Genomic DNA, 17,853 nt, shown 5'->3' on the forward strand with positions numbered 1-17,853 from the left:
TATCCCTGTCTCTAATAAAGCGGCGACGAGCGCAGCGCATTCACATCGTGCCCGTTGACTGGCGCCCCGTGGTTGCCCCATGCCGTGCGGATAAATGTGACCACAGCTGCGACTTCTTCGTCGGAGAGAGATTGCGCGAAGGGTGGCATGCCATAGGGCCTCGGATTCTTCATCGTGCCGGGCGCATATCCGCCATTCAGAACCATGCGAATAGGATTCACCGATGACGTCATCTGTATGGATTGGTTGTTCGCGAGCGGCGGGAAATCCGGCAACTTGCCCTGGCCTTGCGCCGCGTGACAAATCGCGCATTCGGCGTCGTAGATCTTGTTGCCAAGCGGATACAGGCGGTTCTTTTCCTCGGCAACCGCCGCCGTCTGCGCTTCGAGTTTTTCGCCCGCGCGCGCCGGCAGCGTCTTCAGGTAGACCGCGACCGAGCGAATGTCCTGGTCGCTGAGATACTGGAAGCTGTCGTAGACGACCTCGGCCATTGGTCCATAAACCGCGCCGCGATTCGATACGCCCGATTGCAGCAAGTCCGAAATGTCCTTGATTGTCCAATCGCCCAGACCGGCTTCCTTATTCGATGTCAGCGAAGGCGCATACCAGTTCTGCACTGGGATCAAGCCGCCTTCAAACCGCTTCGAAGGTGAGTTGCCCCCGAGCGCGTTGATGGCGGTATGACACATCGTGCAATGACCGAGACCTTCAACCAGGTACGCGCCGCGGTTCCATTCGACCGATTGCGTCGGGTCGGGTTGATACTCACCCTCGCGCAGGAACAACGTGCGCCAGCCGTACAACAAGGCCCGCTGGTTGAACGGAAAACGCAGTTCGTGCGCACGGTTGGGCTGGCGTATCGGCGGCGTGGATTGAAGATACGCAAAGATGGCGTCGGAATCGTCGCGCGTGACCTTGGTATACGAAGCGAACGGCATGGCCGGGTACAGCAACGTATCGTCGCGCGACTTGCCGGTATGCATCATTTTGTAGAATTCGGCCGGGCTCCACTTGCCGATACCCGTCTCCTTGTCCGATGAAATGTTGGGCGTAAACAGCGTGCCGAACGGCGTATCCATCGGGCGGCCGCCGCCGAACAGTTTGCCCGCTGGCACCGTGTGACACGCGATGCAATCGCCGGCACGAGCCAGATATTCACCACGTTTAATCGTTTCTGCGGGGGTGACGCCATGAGCTTGGGTGGCCGTCAGAGCCAGTAAAGTCAGGAAGGCCCCGAGGAGGTTGCGAATCTTGAGCATGTCGATTCCCCCCCTTTAATTGTTAGGTTCGGTGCCACAAGCAAGCGGCATCTTGAGGGAGCCAACGGCCACCGGCACCGGATTTTCTGGCGCCGGCAACGAAGCGAGATAGGCTGCGATCGCAGTGATACCGCGCTCGTCGAGCCGCGTGGCAATCTCGTGCATGCAATCGGGCGCGAAGGTCTTGCGCGTGCCGTAACGCCACGCGCCCAACTGCGCGGTGATGTAGTCGGAGTGAAGGCCGAGCAATCCTGGAATAGCCGGCTCCATGCCGGTCAGCGCAGCGCCGTGACAAGCCGCGCACGCCGGAATTTTGCGAGATGCATCGCCATTGCTCACCAGCGATTTACCCAGCGCCAGCGTGACCGGATTCGCCGTCACCGGCGCGGGCGCGGGGAATGGCGGCCTTTCGGCGGCAAAATGGTCGGCGATCTGCTTAAGGTATGCAGCGGGCAGGTATGCCAGCAAGTAATTCATCGGGGGATAGTTGCGGCGACCGTCACGAAATGCAAGCAACTGGTTGTACAGATACCCGGCGGGTTTCCCAGCGAGCCGCGGATAGTAATCGTTCCCCGTACCTTCGCCTTTACCCCCGTGACACGCGGCGCAACCCATCACGCGCGCCTGCATGGTATCGGGCGCTTTCTCGGCGGCTGCGTTGTCCGCGGCATAGGCCCCAACGCTATTACACGCAAGCAGCACCAGTATCACTACAACCCAGCGTTTGCCCACCGTCGTGCCTCTTGTCTTCGTTATTGTTTGTAGCGCCGGACAATTATTCGAGCCTGCGCTGAATTTATTCCTGAACTAAGCGATGGCGACGGCCACTCTGCTTAGTTTGCACGTCTCCTATCGCCCGAAACGGACATGCGCCAAGCAGAGAGCATAAAGCATTGCAACGACGTTGCGAAAATTTGCCAAATGCGCCCGCATCACGTCTACGGCGAAACACTCGCTGAACGCGAAAATTGTAGGAGACCAGTCGATCTCAGAACCGTGCATGGGTCTTTCGATCCACACGGCTCAAGCCTCTGAAGGCATCTTTCGTCACCCGGGTTCACGACTGTATTTCGGGCAGTGCACATGCGGAGGGTGCCACCCGGCACTATCAGCCGCACCGGCTCGGCAGCAATAGCGAGCAGCAGGACATCATAAGCGACGCGACTACCGTCCACGAGTTGCAGATGCCGGCTCGTTGTGTCGAGGAGAATGACGGACGCGTCCAGCTTCAGATCGATGCGATGCTTCTGGCAGAACTCGAGCGGACGGAGCGGATTCGACTCCGCGGACGCAGTGCCCGGAAGTACGCATGGGTATTCTCCCTTGATTGCCAGACGATGTTCGCGACAGGGCGAACGTGCTGCGGCATCCGGTGTCCTGTCACAACCAGCGCTTGGTGCGTTGCGTCCGTTCCTTGCTGTCCGCGCGTGCACGCTCTCACGGGAGCGATCCTGAAATGACTGGGGTGCGCAGCGTGCAACAAACAGGTTTTCATATCTGCCTCGCCTGGACAGTGGCGGTCGACGCTCACAGACATCCGTGGATTTTAGCGCTTCTCCTTTGTGCATTGCACTATGGTCGGTTTTGTCGCTCTCGGTCTCGTACCGTGGGTCATTCAGGCTGGCGTGATGGGTATGCCGCTTGTAATCGGCATCTTTCGTATGCACCTTGATCATCTTACCGCAGACATGGCCGGCCTCAGAGTTCCAGGGTAAGTGACCGCCAACCATGAATTTTGCAGCCATGATAGGTATCCTCAGTTCAATGCTTCGTGTTGCGGCGCCCGGACGTAAGCACACCTTGTCGACGGCGAAGCCAAGCTCGTCCAACGCGACATCGCCTGGAACCGAATCGCCGAAAGGTTCCATGCCAAGTACCCGCGAAACGCGCACCTATCGATGGCGGGGGCACTGCGGCGAGGCATACCGCGTACTCGACAGCAAATTCAGGTGGTGGTTCGACGCACTTCACTATAGATCATACTGTGACATAGTTTAAATTCAATTGAATTTCCGAAGATTCTGACGCACAAGAGAAGGGCGACATGCAGCCATCGAGACCGCGCGGATCCGTCTGGGAAATAGTGCGGCGCTTCACGTCTTACACACGCATCGTTCCGTGTGGCTCACGACGATGTGATACGCAAACGACATTGGAACGATGGGCGATTCCTTGAGACGCCATCAACTATTTAGGTGCGGTTCTCACCGACTGGAGCGTTGATACGATGAGTACAATCATCCCGATTCCGCATGACCACGCGCACGCACGGCCGCACGGCTGGCGCCGCTGGCTGCTCGCGACCAATCACAAGGACATCGGCACGCTGTACATGCTGTTCGCGTTCACCATGTTCCTCTCAGGCGGTGTCATGGCGCTGATGATCCGGGCGGAACTATTCGAACCGGGCCTGCAACTGATGCGGCCCGAGTTTTTCAACCAGCTATCCTCGTTGCACGGTCTCGTGATGATCTTCGGCGCGATCATGCCGGCGTTCGTCGGTTTCGCGAACTGGATGATTCCACTCCAGATCGGCGCACCCGATATGGCCTTCGCGCGCATGAATAACTTCAGCTTCTGGCTCCTGCCACCCGCAGCGATATTGCTGGTTGGCTCCTTCTTCGCGCCGGGCGGCGCAGAAGCGGCCGGCTGGACGATGTACGCACCTCTGTCGGTCCAGATGGGTCCCGGCATGGACATGACCATTTTTGCGGTGCACTTGATGGGCGCGTCTTCGATCATGGGCGGGATCAATATCATCGTCACGATCCTCAACATGCGCGCACCCGGCATGACAATGATGAAGCTACCAATGTTTGTATGGACCTGGCTCATCACCGCCTATCTGCTGATCGCCGTGATGCCGGTGCTGGCGGGTGCCATCACGATGCTGCTGTTCGACCGCCATTTCGGCACGTCATTTTTCAATGCGAGTGGCGGCGGCGATCCCGTGATGTACCAGCATATTTTCTGGTTCTTCGGGCATCCCGAGGTGTACATCATGATCCTGCCGGCGTTCGGCATCATCTCGCAGGTCATCCCGGCATTTTCGCGCAAGCCGCTCTTTGGCTACAGCTCGATGGTCTATGCCGTGGCGTCGATTGCGATCCTGTCGTTCATGGTGTGGGCGCACCATATGTTCGCCACCGGCATGCCGGTCACCGGCCAGTTGTTTTTCATGTATGCGTCGATGCTCATTTCCGTGCCGACCGGCGTGAAGGTGTTCAACTGGGTCGCAACGATGTGGCGCGGTTCCCTGACGTTCGAAACGCCGATGCTGTTCGCGGTGGGATTCATCTTCGTGTTCACGATCGGTGGCTTCAGCGGCCTGATTCTTGCCATGGCACCTCTGGACATCGCGCTGCACGGTACGTACTACGTCGTCGCCCACTTCCACTATGTGCTGGTTGCCGGATCGCTGTTTGCGATGTTCGCGGGCTGGTATTACTGGTCTCCGAAATGGACCGGGCATATGTACAACGAACTACGCGGCAAGATCCATTTCTGGGGCACGATGATCACATTCAACGTCGCGTTCTTGCCAATGCATTTTCTGGGTCTCGCGGGCATGCCGCGCCGCTATGCCGACTACCCGGCCCAGTTCACCGACTGGAACCAGGTGGTCACGATCGGCGCATTCGGTTTCGGCTTGATGCAGGTGTATTTCCTGTTCTGTGTCGCGCTGCCGGCCTACCGAGGCGTTGGGCTGGAGCGAGCAGCCGATAATCCGTGGGACGGGGCTGAGGGGCTCGAATGGACGGTCCCGAGCCCGGCGCCCTTCCATACGTTCGAGAAGCCTCCGCTGGTTGAATAAACGACATGGCGGGAAGGGCAAACCGGATGGGTCGCATCTGGACGCCAACGGCGGCACATGGTGCTACGAGTGTTCGATCTGTCCGGCGTCGGCGCAATGTTGATCCCTGTGGCCTGCCAGCGGATGGCCGTTCGAGTCCGAAGTATTCATCAGCATAGATCGAAGGAGCCACACATGGAAATCGAACACATGGAATTCGAAGTGGAGCACATGACCGGCGACAACGACTTGTCTACCCTCGTGGGGGCCATGCGCACGGTGGACCCGGATGCGAAAGTCGACGTGAACGTCAATGCCAGGATTGTAATGGTTGACTCGTGGCTGTTACCCGAGGAATTCCTGGTTGCGTTCGACGAGGCAGGATACAAGGTCAAAATAAGCAAAGGTTAAGTTGACATATTGGTAGCCGCTTTCCTGAATTTTCTCACCAGTCGTTTCTCCGTCCGATCCGGGCTCGGACACGGCGTGCACGGCCCTAGCCGTGCAGTGTCGCATCTAAACTATCTTCGGAGTTGAACCGTGGACAAACCAATGTACCCGCCGTCGAGTTCAGAAGTCGCAAGCAAACGCAAGGAGCTCGCGCCCGAACCCCTCGCTGCCTTCAAGGCGTTCAGCCGAGCCGTCTTCGCTGATGGTGCGCTGAACGGAAAGACGAAACAGCTGATCGCCGTAGCCGTCGCCCATGTCACTCAGTGCCCTTATTGCATAAAGGGGCACACGGCTGCCGCGCTGAAAAGTGGTGCTACCGAGCAGGAGATTATGGAGGCCATTTGGGTTGCGGCCGAAATGCGCGCGGGCGCCGCTTATGCGCACTCGACGTTGGCGCTCGAAACGATGACGGCGCAAACGGACGCGAACGAGGCGCCAGATGGGCACGATCATTGAAAGGCTACATGCGGAGCATGTAACGCTTGAACGATTGGTGCGCCTGCTCAGCGATCAATCGTCACTTCGCACCGATCCGGGTGCGCCGAAGATCGCGCTATTCGTGGATGCACTATACTATTTGACGCGCTTTCCCGACGTGACCCACCATGCGATCGAGGACCGTATCGTCGAAAAGTTGCTGGGAAAGAACGCTCTACCGGTGGCGCTCGGCCACGAAATCGAGGTCCAACATGCGACGTTAATTCTTCAGGGCCATGAACTCTTGCAGGAGCTTGAAGCGGCGGCCCGTGAAGAAAACATGTCACCGGAACTCGTCGACATCCATGTCCGGCTTTACGCGGAGCGACTGCGGCACAATATGGTCGTCGAGGAGTTGACGCTGTTTCCTGCGGCGGTGCGTCATCTCGACGATGACGACTGGCGCACGATCGAACTTTCGGACACGCTCGGGCACTTAGATCCACTGGTCTATGGACTGGGAGATGAGCGGTTCGTGCAGCTCCGTCATGTGATTACAGCGGAGGCGGCGGCAGCGCAACGTGAAGGTGAGACCGAACGACAGGTGGTTCATCGACTGCCATATTGAGACGTGCCGCTCACCGCGGGCAGCCAAGCCCGTGCCGAATTGTAAAAACGAGTGAGCGGCGAGCCTTTCTTCTCGAACGACCCATTGACGCCCGCGATACGTCGCTCAAGCGAGCTGCCTTAAGAATCTTAAGAACATGTGACTTTGATTCTAAGGGTCGTCCGCTGCCTTCAGCCGCTTTGGCGGGCTGGCCGCACTGGATTCAGCCGGAATGGCCCATCGCCGGGAAGCGCAGTGATCTCACGAGTGACAACATGGGCGTCTCGAGGCGACGCTCACCTGTTGACCCAACCGTCTCGTATCAAGGAGAAATCCGGTGGCAATATCTCATCTTTCGTCCGGCGAAGTTGCATGCCTTCTTCCGTTGGGCGATGAGCTTGAACAGACTCCGACCACGGCATTGTTCAAGCATGACCGCCTTGAAGTCATGCGAATCGTTCTGTTGGCAGGCAAGGGAATGCACGCGCACGCGGTGGACGGGCCGATTACGGTGCAATGCATTGAGGGCGAGGTGGACTTCAGCGTGGAAAACGCGCATCGAATTCTTCGTACCGGTGACCTCCTTTACTTGGAGGCGGGTATTGAGCATGAACTGGCGGCCATTCAAAACTCGTCGCTACTTGTCACCATCGCTCTCCTGAGTCCGTCAGATACGCCGAGAAGTGCCAATGAGAGACGAATACGTCATGACGACGGTTTGGAAATGAGATGGCCGAAAAGTGAGTGAACGTCAATATCCCTCTCTCAACGCGCTTTTGAGCGAAGTGCGTGCTTGTCGCGCGTGCGAGCAGCATCTGCCGCTCGGCCCTCGCCCGATTGTGCGGGCGGGAGCCGACGCATGCATCCTCATCGTCGGACACGCGCCAGGTGCACGCGTGCATGCATCAGGCATACCGTGGGATGACGCAAGCGGCGATCGCCTACGGAAATGGCTTGGGGTCGATGTCGCCTCGTTTCATGACGAATCGCGGTTCGCGATTGTTCCGATGGGATTCTGTTATCCCGGGCGGGGCAAGGGCGGCGACAACCCCCCGCGTCGGGAGTGCTCGCAACTATGGCTAGACAGCCTGTTGGACAAGCTGCCGCAGATTCAACTGACGTTGCTGATCGGTCAATATGCGCAGCGTCACTTTCTTGGCACCCGGCGCGAGCCGTCGCTCACCGAGACCGTCAGGGCATGGCAGGACTACGCGCCAACCTTCATCCCGTTGCCACACCCATCCCCGCGTAACCAGCCGTGGTTTCAACGACACCCGTGGTTCGAAAGCGAAGTCCTTCCCATGCTACGCGGGCGAGTCGGTTCACTCCTCGCATACGACGGTGCACGTCGGGCGACGGCTACATAACACCCACTGATGCGTTTTCTCGATCGGAGCAAAGCATGCCACATGCGAAGCGCACGAAGTCGACGATTTTGATTAAGCGGGCGTACGAAGATCCATCAAAGGACGACGGCTATCGTGTGCTTGTCGACCGCGTCTGGCCCCGCGGACGCAGCAAACAGACACTCGCACTCGATCAATGGGCGCGCGACCTCGCGCCAAGCGCACAATTGCGTAAATGGTTTGGACACGTCCCGAAGCGATGGGAGGTCTTTCAGCAACGCTACCGGGCGGAGCTTGACACTGAAGAAGCGCAGGAGCAGATCCGACGTCTTTTAACCGATGCGAATGGTCAGTTAATTACGCTCATCTATGGGGCGAAGGACGAGGAACATAATCAGGCAATCGTTTTGCGCGACGTGTTGTCGCACCGACATGAAGGGTGAATTCAATGCTCTGCGCCTTTACCAGGTGGGCAATGGGAAAGTTCTAACCTGTGAGTCCTACGCGCGACGGGTATCTTACAAAGCAAGTTTAGCGCGTAGGCCAAAGGTGATTGTTCGTCCAGAAGACCTATCGCTACGCTGAGTACGACGTAGAACTTCAGAGTGCGACCAAAGGGTTGACACGTGTCCGTGGTAGATCAACAGGGGCGACGTTGCTTTGCTACTGGGAAAACTTTGCGTGTCGCGAGAGGATCAATCGACAACTTAGCGCAACCAGGCGTCTCGAACGCCTTGTGATCGCGCCGTGTCCATGAGGTTCTGATAATCATATAGCCGGCCTGCGCTCAAGTTGCTTCATGTTGCTCTATGGAATTGTCTGGTTGTCCCTCGTCCTGCTTTATCAATCGAGCGTGCGGCAGACCCGGTTAGATGGACAACTCAACCGAGGATGAGCGGCTGATCACCGCGTGGGGCCGGTGCCGGCGCCACGCCATAAGGATGCGTAAAAATGAGCGCGAGCATTTCGAGTTTTGATGACCTGGTCGCTGTCGCTCGGCAACAAGCCGAGCCTCAGCGGTTGCTGTTCGTCTTCACCCGAGTGGAGTTGCCCGAGGACTGCACGCCAGAGCAGCGAACCCGTTTCGAAGCGGGTGTTGGCGGTGCCCTGACGCCGTTGGCATGCCTCGACAAAACTCCAGAGGAACTAGGCGCATTTGACGAATTGCTCGACGAATCCCGGCAATTCCTTCAGGATTGGACGATCGTCTTCGTCGCAGCGCTCTCGGGAAAAAACGGACACGCACCCAGTTCCGAAGACGCCGAAGCGCCTTTGAACAAAATGGTGGAATCGATCAAGGCGGGAACCGTTGGCATGTTCGTTTCATTCGACGTCGACGGTCACCCGGTCATATTGAGTGCCTCTTGACCAGCAGAATTCCAAGTAGAGGTTTTTCCATTTGGCCGGGTCGATAGGCGTGAATCAGTCAGTGTGCGTAAGGAGTTTCTGCATGTGCGACAGCATGCATCGGCGGGCTGACTAAAACATCCATCGCTATTTTCCCGCGCCCGTCTGTCGGACACAACTCAGCACCAGCGTGCTGCCTGCCCCGGCCTCCGGGCTGAGCATGGCGGTATGAAACTCGGTTTTGCCGCAGCGCCACTCCGCGAGAAAATCCTTTGGGCAACCCGCGTCGGGGTCAGGGACCCTTCTCCGGTCAACGCGATATTCGCACGTGTCTTTCCCGTCGCACCGAATCGCGAGTTCGGATGTTGCGTTGCCGCGTTGCGCTCCGCAGTTCTGCCCGTAGGTACCGGATACCACCTTGATCGCAATTGCCTGCGCACCTGAACTCGCCAACAGGGCCACAACCCCGAAGATTATCCAGATGAGGTGGACTACGATCGCCCGCTTTCCAGTCGGACCAAGGGTAGTCTGTTCATAGGTTTCCGGAGCAAGCCAATAACGCTCGATTGTCCGCGAAGGCAACATCCGGTCAAGGTGATTCATTCCCATTGCCGCCCCGGCGATCCTCATCCGTCAAGCGCGCCAGTACATTCGCAACCACGCGGTTACAGTGAGCGCCGCCGAACTCGAATACATCGCGCTCGGCAAGATCGATCGCTTGTGCCAACGATTCGCGCAGCAAACTCCTTGCGCGGAAATGTCGGGTGCGAACGGTTGCTTCGGAAATTTGCAGGCACTGCGCTGTTTCCTCGATGCTGAGTTCCTCGACTGAGCGCATCACGAATACACTGCGAAAGACTTCGGGCAGTTCGTCCAGTTTGCGCTCTATCAGCGCACGCATCTCGGCGCGCGCCGCGGCCTTGTCTGGTGGGTCGGACTCGTTTGTGCTCATGGCATCGATGTCAGCTTCAGCGAGGGTGTTTGCGTTGACCATCGGGATCACGTTCTGGCGACGAGCCTCCTTTCGCAAGCGGCCGAAGCATTCATTGAGGACCAGCCGCGATAACCACGTCGGGAGAGCGGCGTCGCCGCGGAACTGACCAATCCTTTTGTAGGCCGACAGATAGGCTTCCTGCAGCGCGTCCTCCGCCTCCGCGTCGTTGCCCAACGTGGCACGCGCAAGCCGATACAGGCGCCGGTTGTGCGTGCGCATCAGCAATTCGAACGCTACGCGATCTCCCGCACCAATGCGGCGTGCAAGCTTCAGTTCGTCGCTTGCGACCAATACCGGATATGTTTCAGCTGTTTCCGTCATGGAACCCTCTTTCGCCCGGTTCATCGGACGGTCAGTATTCCACCCATCGCCGGGTGAAAGCTGCAACGATATGCATAACTGCCTGGCTGACCGGCCACATAAGTCCACGAAGCATCCGGCGCGATGCTGCGCGAATCGAATGCCTTCGAGTTTGCGCTCGCGGTGTGGGGAAACAGATCCTTGTTAACCCATGTCACGTGATCGCCGCGCCGCACCGTCAGCTCCGGAGGTTGAAACGCATCTGTTCGATCACGACCGTGTATGTCGTGGGTGAAGCGCCGGCCCCGCTGGAGAACGCCAGAACGAGGGAAGCCACCACACCCAGGTTAAGCCCGGATGTGCCCCGCCGCGGGTTGCCGCCGAGGTTGACACGGCGGTTGCCGGCGGCATCAGGCAAGGAATCATGCACCGCTCTTCCCCAGTTCCGCCTGTAGGTGCTTCGCATGCTCGAGGTGCGCGACAAAAGCCGGCCGCACCTTGACGAGAAGCGCTTTAAGCTCCACGTTCTGTGCGCTCGGGATCAGCGTCTTGTCGAGCGCGTCCAGCACGCTCTCGTGGTAGGTCACTTCATGGTCAATGTATGCCCGATCGAAGTTCTTGCCGCCAAGCCCCTTAAGCTTGGTCAGATTGTCGTCGCCGCCTTGTTTGAGGCTCTGGCTGGTCGGGTTTTCCTGTGGCGTCACACCTAGCTTGTGCACCAGGTCGACAGCCGCCCGGTTGACGCCGCTATGGTCGGTGACCATTCGCTGCGCGAACGCCTTGACGCCAGCCGACTTCGTCTTGGACTCCGCAAGCTTGCCGGCGTCGATATCGACTTGATTGGCGGTCACAACTATCGCCGCTATCTGCGGATCCGTGGGTCCAGCGCTCTGCGCCCAGCCCGGAAAACTGGCGAACGCCAGTGCGCTGAACAATGCCGCATGAATGGCTTTCATATGATCTCTCTTGACAGGGCCGGCTGGCCATTGCGCGTCCGTTTGTGTCGGACGCGGTTACGTACTTAGATGTCACGTGTCTGAGCCCTGTTCCCGGTCGCACGGTCGCATACAAACACAAGGGACCGTCACCCAAGAGCGACAAGAGCGGTTCCAAACCCGAGGTGGCGCGTCGCAGGACAGTTCGGGATCGCCGGTTTGGGAGACGGATGGAGAGGAAAGCTAAAAATTCACCCGCTTAGGGCAGACAACGCCTCGGATATCTTCGCGGCATCGCGCTACGCGATGCTCACTGACACCAGAGCATCGATTCAAACAGTGACAATCCACGGTACCCGGAAGAAACTCCTCCCAAGAAGGTTTCACCGAGTAGGGCGACTCAAATCAACCGCTCTCTCGTTTTGGTACCAAGCGAGTTGACACAAACCGGAAGGAAATCTTCACACGAAAATCACCCTGAAAGAAATTTATCCCACATATCGAGCATTTGCTGAAATGCACATTAAGATGATCGCCTCGCATCCGAAATCCGTTAGGTAAACTGGATTGCGGCGAAAGTCAGGTTCCCAGCCAATGAAGCACCTGTTACGTAGGAGACGACAATGCTGAGTCCTCATGAGTTCGCAACCCTAATGCTGCTTAGGGACGCTCCAGATCAGATCGACGTCGACCGTGCGGATCTGGAAGCCCTTCTTGAACGCCAACTCATTACGATGGAAAAGCTCACGTCCGGGCAACCGCGGCCACTTGTCACCAACAATGGTCACTCGGTTCTCAAGGCTGCTGCGCGGATCCGTTGAATGACACCTGCGGAACACGGCTTGCCGCCCGATCCCGTCATGATGCGCAATTCGATCCATATTTAATCGAACGCCGCCCCGGAGCTTGATCAGATTCCGTAATGGAAAGGAGTCGTCGTGACTGACTTGTGGGTGGGGATTATGGTGGGTTCATTTGGGCTGGCCGTCGCTACGCTGCTCGTCATCAGCCACTATCGTCGTGAATGGATGCGACGGCGACTGCTCAGGCGAATGGATCATCGACACTGTTGGGATGTGATGCGAAACCGTCGCTAATGGCGCTTGCCGGTCGCTGTGGGCGATCATTCGACGAGTACGCCTTTAGCAAAACGCATTGATGCGCTCCTGAGAGTCGTCCTGGCGGAAGCCCCGAGCCGCGGTGTCAGGTTCAGAAGGCATCGTGAGAAATGCTTCGTCTGCAGCGGCTAGAGCCCGTACCACGCTCTAAGCCAGTCTCTCAGTTCGGGGCGTCAATGCATGCCCCTGCTCGTACGACCCAGCAGTGCATCCTTGAATACCTCCTTTAATTTGCCCGTCAAGCGACCGGCTGATCAGAGAGTTGCAACTCGCGCGTCGCACCCTTTTATATCTCAGCGTGATGTATAATTTGGTTGCGAATTTGTTTTTCTACGTCCTTTTCCGGTTGTCATTGAAGCCGGATCACGCGTCGGGAGGAAGGGTCATGATCATCAGCAGCGACTTTGAAATTGGGTATTTACTGGCTGCCTTTGCCATGCTCGGAGTCATTCTGGTCGGTAGCCTTCTTACAGCGCTGCACCTGAATCGATGGCACCCAAAATTGGTTAGCGCGACGATTGGTGTATTGCTCGGTTTCGCTCTAATCGAAGCAGTACCGCTCTTCACGTAGCTGGAAATGGTCTACGTCTTTAGCGACGTACGAGCCTGCGTCAGAGGGTGCGTTTCGGTACGTGAGCTATTGAGACTTGGGAGTTGTTGATGTCTTCCTTTGACCGTATCTTGCTTTGCTATGACGCTACACCGGAGGGACAAGCCGCCTTGCGGTGTGGTGCGGAGCTCGCGAAACGACTCCGCGCCGAGACCCACCTGGTCGCGATTTTCAATTGCGCGCGCTGGACACGCGGATTCGACGTCTTGTCTTCAGTCGGTTTTGACATCGACGAAGAGGGCGCGCGAGCCGTGCTTCAAAAAGGAATCGACAGACTTCGGGAGTGGGACGTTAACGCAACCATGCACCTTGTCACGGGAAACCCCATCGACGAAATTCCCCGCCTTGCAAATAGTCTTAAGGTGAATTTGATCGTTATCGGCCATCACCACGAAAATTTTCTTACCCGTTGGTGGGGTGGCGAGAATCATGCGCAGTTGCTCGAACGGGTGTCGTGTGATGTTCTGTTCAAAAGCGCTGATCCTGAACAGGATGACGAAATACTTTCTCCACGGACCGCCGCGGACGTTGCCAGAGAACCTTGTTAGTGGTTCGACAGCCCCCCATCGAGCGCTCTTGACTCGTTCTTCATTTAAAACTAGCCAGCCACAGCCGGTGCAGATGCCATCGCTGGCGTGCGTGACCCTCCCCCCTGCGTAGGCTGTCTCCCATGTGGCAAGCGTGCGTCACGCTAGGGTCTCCCGATTCTGCACATGCAAGATTTTCTCGTATATGTCACTGTATGATACAATATCGATCTAACTTCCTGACTGAACTATCAGCCATGAAAGAAGCTGTTCGCGGGCTGAGCAAGGAGGACTTTGCGCAGCTGTCTGAGTTTCGTCACCAGATGCGGCGGTTCGAGCGGTTCTCCGAGCAGGCTGCTCAGGACGAAGGCATTACTCCGCTACAGTATTTGCTGTTGTTGCATATCAAGGGCTACCCGGACCGGGATTGGGCAACCGTCGGCGAACTAGCTGAACGGTTTCAGGCACATCACCACGGAATAGTTGCGCTCGTGTCGCGGTGCGAGGCGCTGAATCTGGTCAAGAGGAAGCCTAGCGAAATTGATCGCCGCCAGGTCGAAGTTCATTTGCTGAAACCCGGAGAGAAGATCCTCTCGCGGCTCGCCGAATCGCATCGGGCAGAACTGAAGTCGCTCGCGGGCACCTTTCGCATTCCGCAGGTCGATTTTTAGATCGATGCAAACAAACAAATCTGAATTGATCAGGAGTTAATGTGCACGAAAACGCTTCACGAGGTGATTTTGCAGCGAATGCTCATCTGCCGCGCATCACGGCCATTGCGATAGTGATCGGCGCGTTGAGCACGGTGACGGCCTATGTCCTGCTCCACCTGATCAATTTCTTCACCAACCTTTTCTTCTTCCAGTCCCTGTCGTTCGAGAATCACTCGCCCGCGGGCAATACCCTCGGTCTTTGGGTGATCGTGATTCCCGTGATTGGTGGCCTCGTAATCGGACTGATCGCGCGCTATGGCAGCGAAGCCATCCGCGGACACGGCATTCCTGAAGCGATCGAAGCCATCCTGTTCGGTAAGAGCAAGATGTCGCCGAAGGTCGCGGTGCTCAAGCCGCTTTCCTCCGCAATAGCCATCGGCAGCGGCGGCCCGTTCGGTGCGGAAGGGCCAATCATCATGACAGGCGGCGCAATCGGGTCACTGCTCGCACAATATTTCCACCTGACCGCCGGTGAACGCAAGACGCTGCTCGTCGCCGGCGCCGTAGCCGGGATGACGGCGGTTTTCGGTACACCTGTCGCGGCAGTTCTGCTCGCGGTCGAGCTGCTGCTGTTCGAACTGCGCCCGCGTAGCCTGCTGCCCGTCGCCGTCGCGTGCGCGGTGGCCGGTTTCACGCGCCCGCTGCTGATCGGCAGCGGCGCCCTCTTCCCGTTGCAAACCATTCCACTGGGTCCGCTCGGCCTCATTTCATGCGTGGTGGCGGGTCTCGTGGCCGGCGCAATGTCGTGGGGCCTGTCATCGGCGCTCTACAAGGTCGAGGACCTCTTCGGCAAATTGCCGATTCACTGGATGTGGTGGCCAGCGCTTGGCGGCATTGCCGTGGGCATCGGCGGATATTTCGAGCCACGCGCGCTCGGCGTAGGCTATGACGTTATCGGCGATTTACTGCATAACCATCTTGCCATCAGTGTCGTGGCCGGCTTGATACTGGTGAAGGCGATCATCTGGGTCATCGCCCTCGGCTCGGGGACGTCCGGAGGCGTGCTCGCCCCGCTGCTGATGATGGGTGCGGCCATGGGAACAATCGCCGGACCGTTCCTGCCTGGCGGGGAACCCGCCGTATGGCCGCTGGTATTCATGGCAGCGACGCTCGGCGGCATGATGCGCGCACCGATCATGGCAACCGTGTTCGCGTTCGAACTCACCCATGACGCCAATGTACTGCTGCCCCTGCTCATGGCTTCGGCTGTCGCGTACGGATTCACGGTGCTGCTGATGCGGCGCTCCATCCTGACCGAGAAGATCGCGCGCCGCGGTTACCACATCTATCGGGAGTACGGCATCGATCCGCTCGAACGTCACTTCGTCGAGGAGGTGATGACACGCAAGGTCGAGACGATCGACGCGGATATGCCGGTCGCCGAGGTGCTTGCGAAATACTTTGGTGAAAAACAAATACATCGCGCGTTTCCGGTGACACGAGACGGCGCGCTGGTAGGAATGATCGAGCGTGACGGATTTATCGCGCGAACCGGCAATCCAGCCATCCGGGTCATGAGCGACCTGTTCGGCGCAAACACACCCATCATGGCATTGCCCGGGGAAACCTGCCGTATCGTGTCCAACCGGCTGGCGGTGCATGGACTCGAGCGCTTGCCCGTGGTGTCGGATCCACAGTCGCGTCGTCTGGTGGGCTTGATCAGCCGTAGCGATCTGGTGAAGCCGTCGCTCGCGTTCTTCGAGGAAGAGGAGCAACGGGAGATGTTCCGGCGCTCCCCCCTGCACCACCTGAAGAAACGGTTTGCACCGGTGCCCAGGCATAAAGACGACACAACCCGGGAGCGCCCGTAAGCCTCCCAGGTGATTCCCCAGGCCGTGCCGTCCGACACCTGGCGGCTCATCACGTCGACCGATTGGAAAACGTCATGTCTTACAAAACCATCGAAGACACCATCGGCAACACTCCGCTGGTCCAGCTTCAGCGCATCCCTGACAACGGCATCAGCGAACGGGGCACCGTGATCCTCGGCAAGCTCGAGGGGCACAACCCCGCGGGCTCGGTGAAGGACCGACCTGCACTGTCGATGATCAAGCATGCGGAAGCGCGTGGGCACATCAAGCCGGGCGACACATTGATCGAATCCACGAGCGGCAATACGGGTATCGCGCTCGCCATGGTGGCGGCAATTCGGGGCTACAAGATGGTCCTGATCACGCCGGAAGATATCTCGGTGGAACGCCGCCAGAGCATGGCGGCCTTCGGCGCACAAATAATCCTGACGCCGGCAACCGGCGGGATGGAATACGCTCGCGACCTGGCCGAAAAAATGCAGCAGGAGGGCCAGGGCGTGATCCTCGACCAGTTCGCCAATCCCGACAATCCGTTGGCTCACTATGAGACCACCGGACCCGAGATCTGGCGTGACACGGCGGAACGCATCACCCATTTCGTCTCCGCGATGGGGACCACCGGCACGATCATGGGTGTATCGCGCTTTCTGAAGGAACAGAGCGGGAGCGTGGAAATTATCGGCGTGCAGCCGGAGGATGGTTCGCGCATTCCGGGCATCCGTAGATGGCCGGAATCTCATACGCCAAGGATTTTCGACCGACGCCGCATAGATCGGGTCGAGACCGTGAGTCAGGTGGCGTCAGAAGCGATGGTGCAGCGCCTGGCTGCGGAAGAAGGCATCTTTTGTGGCGTCTCGGCAGCGGGCGCGTGCGAAGTTGCTTTACGGGTCGCCCGTCAGGTTGAAGATGCGACGATCGTCTTCGTCGTGTGCGATCGCGGTGACCGGTATCTGTCGACCGGTCTATTTCCCGCGTAGGAAGCGAGTGCATCGTTGACGACTCTTTCACTCTGCAATATCGCTTATCCGTCTGATCAATATGTCTCAGTCTGATTTCATTTATATCACGTCGTGATATACTATTGCCGAAGCGATAATTCCTCGTCCGACCCGGTCGAAAGCCCACAAGTGTCCGATACGAACTCGTATGGAAACTGACGTCGCGTTATTGCACACCAATGGTTTCACTTAACAGGAGGTGACCTGCTATGTTGATCACATTCAAATCGCGAGCGTCACCCGACGTCTTGATGCTTGCCGATCTCGCGAATTACCTTCTTGGTATCGTTGGCAAACGCCTTGGTCCGCGTGGCGTTATCGCACGCCATGAGTTACTAGATGTCATTGGCCGGATGGAAGACGCTATCGCGGAAGACCAGAGAACGTCTGATGAACACGATGAGATGCACTACGGAGCACAAACCGGTGTACGCGAGCGCAGTGTAGGACTGGCACAGCGCGCGTATCCCTTTTTGGACATGCTTCGTGAAGCTCAAAAGCAGAATGTAGACATCGTTTGGGGCCTGTAGCGACGTGCTTGCTGAGCCGTTTGAGATATTGGAACCAGGTCTCTGGCGCCGGAGTTCGCGGCATCACGCGTCCCATTCTGAGCAGGTCGCGCGCCAAT

The 17,853-nt window shown here is 58.0% G+C and carries 21 protein-coding genes and 1 pseudogene; 15 read left to right on the forward strand and 7 right to left on the reverse strand.

Annotated features, from left to right (window positions below; all coding sequences use genetic code 11):
* Window positions 1–11: 11 nt before the first annotated feature.
* The 3 genes from SBC1_RS36075 to SBC1_RS40750 form a co-directional block, all read right to left on the reverse strand.
* On the reverse strand, window positions 12–1,259 hold the full coding sequence (locus SBC1_RS36075) for a cytochrome c (RefSeq protein WP_165105326.1): 1,248 nt from the start codon (window positions 1,257–1,259) through the stop codon (window positions 12–14).
* A gap of 15 nt (window positions 1,260–1,274) precedes the next feature.
* Entirely contained in the window at window positions 1,275–1,889 is a 615-nt protein-coding gene (locus SBC1_RS36080) for a c-type cytochrome (RefSeq protein ID WP_165106524.1), read from the reverse strand.
* 308 nt (window positions 1,890–2,197) lie between these two features.
* Window positions 2,198–3,127 (reverse strand): HVA1 family protein, encoded by a 930-nt coding sequence (locus tag SBC1_RS40750; protein WP_371826767.1) that lies wholly within the window; start codon window positions 3,125–3,127, stop codon window positions 2,198–2,200.
* 359 nt (window positions 3,128–3,486) lie between these two features.
* Here SBC1_RS40750 and ctaD point away from each other — a divergent pair, with 359 nt between their 5' ends.
* The 8 genes from ctaD (at window position 3,487) to SBC1_RS36125 (ending at window position 9,240) form a co-directional block, all read left to right on the forward strand.
* Window positions 3,487–5,073, forward strand: a complete 1,587-nt coding sequence (gene ctaD, locus SBC1_RS36090) for a cytochrome c oxidase subunit I (RefSeq protein ID WP_165105323.1) — start codon at window positions 3,487–3,489, stop codon at window positions 5,071–5,073.
* A gap of 174 nt (window positions 5,074–5,247) precedes the next feature.
* Window positions 5,248–5,463, forward strand: a complete 216-nt coding sequence (locus tag SBC1_RS36095; RefSeq protein ID WP_241202482.1) for a copper chaperone — start codon at window positions 5,248–5,250, stop codon at window positions 5,461–5,463.
* A 129-nt stretch (window positions 5,464–5,592) separates the two neighbouring features.
* Complete coding sequence (locus tag SBC1_RS36100; RefSeq protein WP_165105313.1) at window positions 5,593–5,958, forward strand: carboxymuconolactone decarboxylase family protein; 366 nt, start codon at window positions 5,593–5,595, stop codon at window positions 5,956–5,958.
* Window positions 5,942–6,547, forward strand: a complete 606-nt coding sequence (locus SBC1_RS36105) for a hemerythrin domain-containing protein (protein ID WP_165105310.1) — start codon at window positions 5,942–5,944, stop codon at window positions 6,545–6,547. The genes SBC1_RS36100 and SBC1_RS36105 overlap by 17 nt, the downstream gene beginning before the upstream one ends.
* A 316-nt stretch (window positions 6,548–6,863) precedes the next feature.
* A complete protein-coding gene (locus SBC1_RS36110; RefSeq protein ID WP_370469729.1) occupies window positions 6,864–7,274 on the forward strand; it encodes a cupin domain-containing protein in 411 nt (136 codons plus the stop codon).
* Window positions 7,267–7,893, forward strand: a complete 627-nt coding sequence (locus SBC1_RS36115; RefSeq protein WP_165105307.1) for a uracil-DNA glycosylase family protein — start codon at window positions 7,267–7,269, stop codon at window positions 7,891–7,893. The genes SBC1_RS36110 and SBC1_RS36115 overlap by 8 nt, the downstream gene beginning before the upstream one ends.
* 35 nt (window positions 7,894–7,928) lie before the next feature.
* Complete coding sequence (locus SBC1_RS36120; protein WP_165105303.1) at window positions 7,929–8,315, forward strand: DUF488 domain-containing protein; 387 nt, start codon at window positions 7,929–7,931, stop codon at window positions 8,313–8,315.
* A 508-nt stretch (window positions 8,316–8,823) separates the two neighbouring features.
* Entirely contained in the window at window positions 8,824–9,240 is a 417-nt protein-coding gene (locus SBC1_RS36125; protein ID WP_165105300.1) for a ribonucleotide reductase subunit alpha, read from the forward strand.
* Window positions 9,241–9,366: 126 nt separating this feature from the next.
* On the opposite strand, the gene SBC1_RS36130 is transcribed toward SBC1_RS36125, so the two are convergent.
* The 4 genes and pseudogenes from SBC1_RS36130 to SBC1_RS36145 form a co-directional block, all read right to left on the reverse strand.
* Entirely contained in the window at window positions 9,367–9,822 is a 456-nt protein-coding gene (locus SBC1_RS36130) for a hypothetical protein (protein ID WP_241202481.1), read from the reverse strand.
* Entirely contained in the window at window positions 9,809–10,534 is a 726-nt protein-coding gene (locus SBC1_RS36135; RefSeq protein ID WP_165105297.1) for an RNA polymerase sigma factor, read from the reverse strand. Before SBC1_RS36135 ends, SBC1_RS36130 begins: the two co-directional genes overlap by 14 nt.
* Window positions 10,535–10,554: 20 nt before the next feature.
* A pseudogene (locus SBC1_RS36140) lies at window positions 10,555–10,850 on the reverse strand (cupredoxin family copper-binding protein).
* A gap of 85 nt (window positions 10,851–10,935) precedes the next feature.
* A complete protein-coding gene (locus SBC1_RS36145; RefSeq protein ID WP_165105293.1) occupies window positions 10,936–11,469 on the reverse strand; it encodes a DUF4142 domain-containing protein in 534 nt (177 codons plus the stop codon).
* Between the two features lie 602 nt (window positions 11,470–12,071).
* Between SBC1_RS36145 and SBC1_RS36150 the strand changes: the two genes are divergently transcribed.
* From SBC1_RS36150 to SBC1_RS36180, 7 genes are all read left to right on the forward strand, one after another.
* Window positions 12,072–12,269, forward strand: a complete 198-nt coding sequence (locus tag SBC1_RS36150; RefSeq protein ID WP_165105290.1) for a hypothetical protein — start codon at window positions 12,072–12,074, stop codon at window positions 12,267–12,269.
* 682 nt (window positions 12,270–12,951) lie between these two features.
* Window positions 12,952–13,137, forward strand: a complete 186-nt coding sequence (locus SBC1_RS36155) for a hypothetical protein (RefSeq protein ID WP_165989181.1) — start codon at window positions 12,952–12,954, stop codon at window positions 13,135–13,137.
* A gap of 89 nt (window positions 13,138–13,226) precedes the next feature.
* Complete coding sequence (locus SBC1_RS36160) at window positions 13,227–13,724, forward strand: universal stress protein (RefSeq protein WP_165105282.1); 498 nt, start codon at window positions 13,227–13,229, stop codon at window positions 13,722–13,724.
* A 236-nt stretch (window positions 13,725–13,960) separates the two neighbouring features.
* Window positions 13,961–14,374 (forward strand): MarR family winged helix-turn-helix transcriptional regulator, encoded by a 414-nt coding sequence (locus SBC1_RS36165; protein WP_165105279.1) that lies wholly within the window; start codon window positions 13,961–13,963, stop codon window positions 14,372–14,374.
* Between the two features lie 41 nt (window positions 14,375–14,415).
* The gene (locus tag SBC1_RS36170; protein WP_165105267.1) at window positions 14,416–16,227 is read left to right on the forward strand and encodes a chloride channel protein; all 1,812 of its coding nucleotides are present in this window, start codon (window positions 14,416–14,418) and stop codon (window positions 16,225–16,227) included.
* A 74-nt stretch (window positions 16,228–16,301) separates the two neighbouring features.
* Window positions 16,302–17,204, forward strand: coding sequence for a cysteine synthase CysM (gene cysM, locus SBC1_RS36175; RefSeq protein ID WP_165989183.1), 903 nt, complete (start codon window positions 16,302–16,304; stop codon window positions 17,202–17,204).
* A gap of 230 nt (window positions 17,205–17,434) precedes the next feature.
* The gene (locus tag SBC1_RS36180; RefSeq protein ID WP_165105255.1) at window positions 17,435–17,755 is read left to right on the forward strand and encodes a DUF1840 domain-containing protein; all 321 of its coding nucleotides are present in this window, start codon (window positions 17,435–17,437) and stop codon (window positions 17,753–17,755) included.
* The last annotated feature ends 98 nt before the right edge of the window (window positions 17,756–17,853 follow it).

The organism is Caballeronia sp. SBC1, from assembly GCF_011493005.1.
Taxonomy (GTDB): domain Bacteria; phylum Pseudomonadota; class Gammaproteobacteria; order Burkholderiales; family Burkholderiaceae; genus Caballeronia.

What these genes read in the sequence shown, in the direction of transcription:
- SBC1_RS36075 (WP_165105326.1), bottom strand. Translation starts at nt 1,259, where the DNA reads ATGCTCAAGATTCGCAACCTCCTCGGGGCCTTCCTGACTTTACTGGCT.
- SBC1_RS36080 (WP_165106524.1), bottom strand. Translation starts at nt 1,889, where the DNA reads ATGCAGGCGCGCGTGATGGGTTGCGCCGCGTGTCACGGGGGTAAAGGC.
- SBC1_RS40750 (WP_371826767.1), bottom strand. Translation starts at nt 3,127, where the DNA reads ATGGAACCTTTCGGCGATTCGGTTCCAGGCGATGTCGCGTTGGACGAG.
- ctaD (WP_165105323.1), top strand. Translation starts at nt 3,487, where the DNA reads ATGAGTACAATCATCCCGATTCCGCATGACCACGCGCACGCACGGCCG.
- SBC1_RS36095 (WP_241202482.1), top strand. Translation starts at nt 5,248, where the DNA reads ATGGAAATCGAACACATGGAATTCGAAGTGGAGCACATGACCGGCGAC.
- SBC1_RS36105 (WP_165105310.1), top strand. Translation starts at nt 5,942, where the DNA reads ATGGGCACGATCATTGAAAGGCTACATGCGGAGCATGTAACGCTTGAA.
- SBC1_RS36120 (WP_165105303.1), top strand. Translation starts at nt 7,929, where the DNA reads ATGCCACATGCGAAGCGCACGAAGTCGACGATTTTGATTAAGCGGGCG.
- SBC1_RS36125 (WP_165105300.1), top strand. Translation starts at nt 8,824, where the DNA reads ATGAGCGCGAGCATTTCGAGTTTTGATGACCTGGTCGCTGTCGCTCGG.
- SBC1_RS36130 (WP_241202481.1), bottom strand. Translation starts at nt 9,822, where the DNA reads ATGAATCACCTTGACCGGATGTTGCCTTCGCGGACAATCGAGCGTTAT.
- SBC1_RS36135 (WP_165105297.1), bottom strand. Translation starts at nt 10,534, where the DNA reads ATGACGGAAACAGCTGAAACATATCCGGTATTGGTCGCAAGCGACGAA.
- SBC1_RS36145 (WP_165105293.1), bottom strand. Translation starts at nt 11,469, where the DNA reads ATGAAAGCCATTCATGCGGCATTGTTCAGCGCACTGGCGTTCGCCAGT.
- SBC1_RS36150 (WP_165105290.1), top strand. Translation starts at nt 12,072, where the DNA reads ATGCTGAGTCCTCATGAGTTCGCAACCCTAATGCTGCTTAGGGACGCT.
- SBC1_RS36155 (WP_165989181.1), top strand. Translation starts at nt 12,952, where the DNA reads ATGATCATCAGCAGCGACTTTGAAATTGGGTATTTACTGGCTGCCTTT.
- SBC1_RS36160 (WP_165105282.1), top strand. Translation starts at nt 13,227, where the DNA reads ATGTCTTCCTTTGACCGTATCTTGCTTTGCTATGACGCTACACCGGAG.
- SBC1_RS36165 (WP_165105279.1), top strand. Translation starts at nt 13,961, where the DNA reads ATGAAAGAAGCTGTTCGCGGGCTGAGCAAGGAGGACTTTGCGCAGCTG.
- cysM (WP_165989183.1), top strand. Translation starts at nt 16,302, where the DNA reads ATGTCTTACAAAACCATCGAAGACACCATCGGCAACACTCCGCTGGTC.
- SBC1_RS36180 (WP_165105255.1), top strand. Translation starts at nt 17,435, where the DNA reads ATGTTGATCACATTCAAATCGCGAGCGTCACCCGACGTCTTGATGCTT.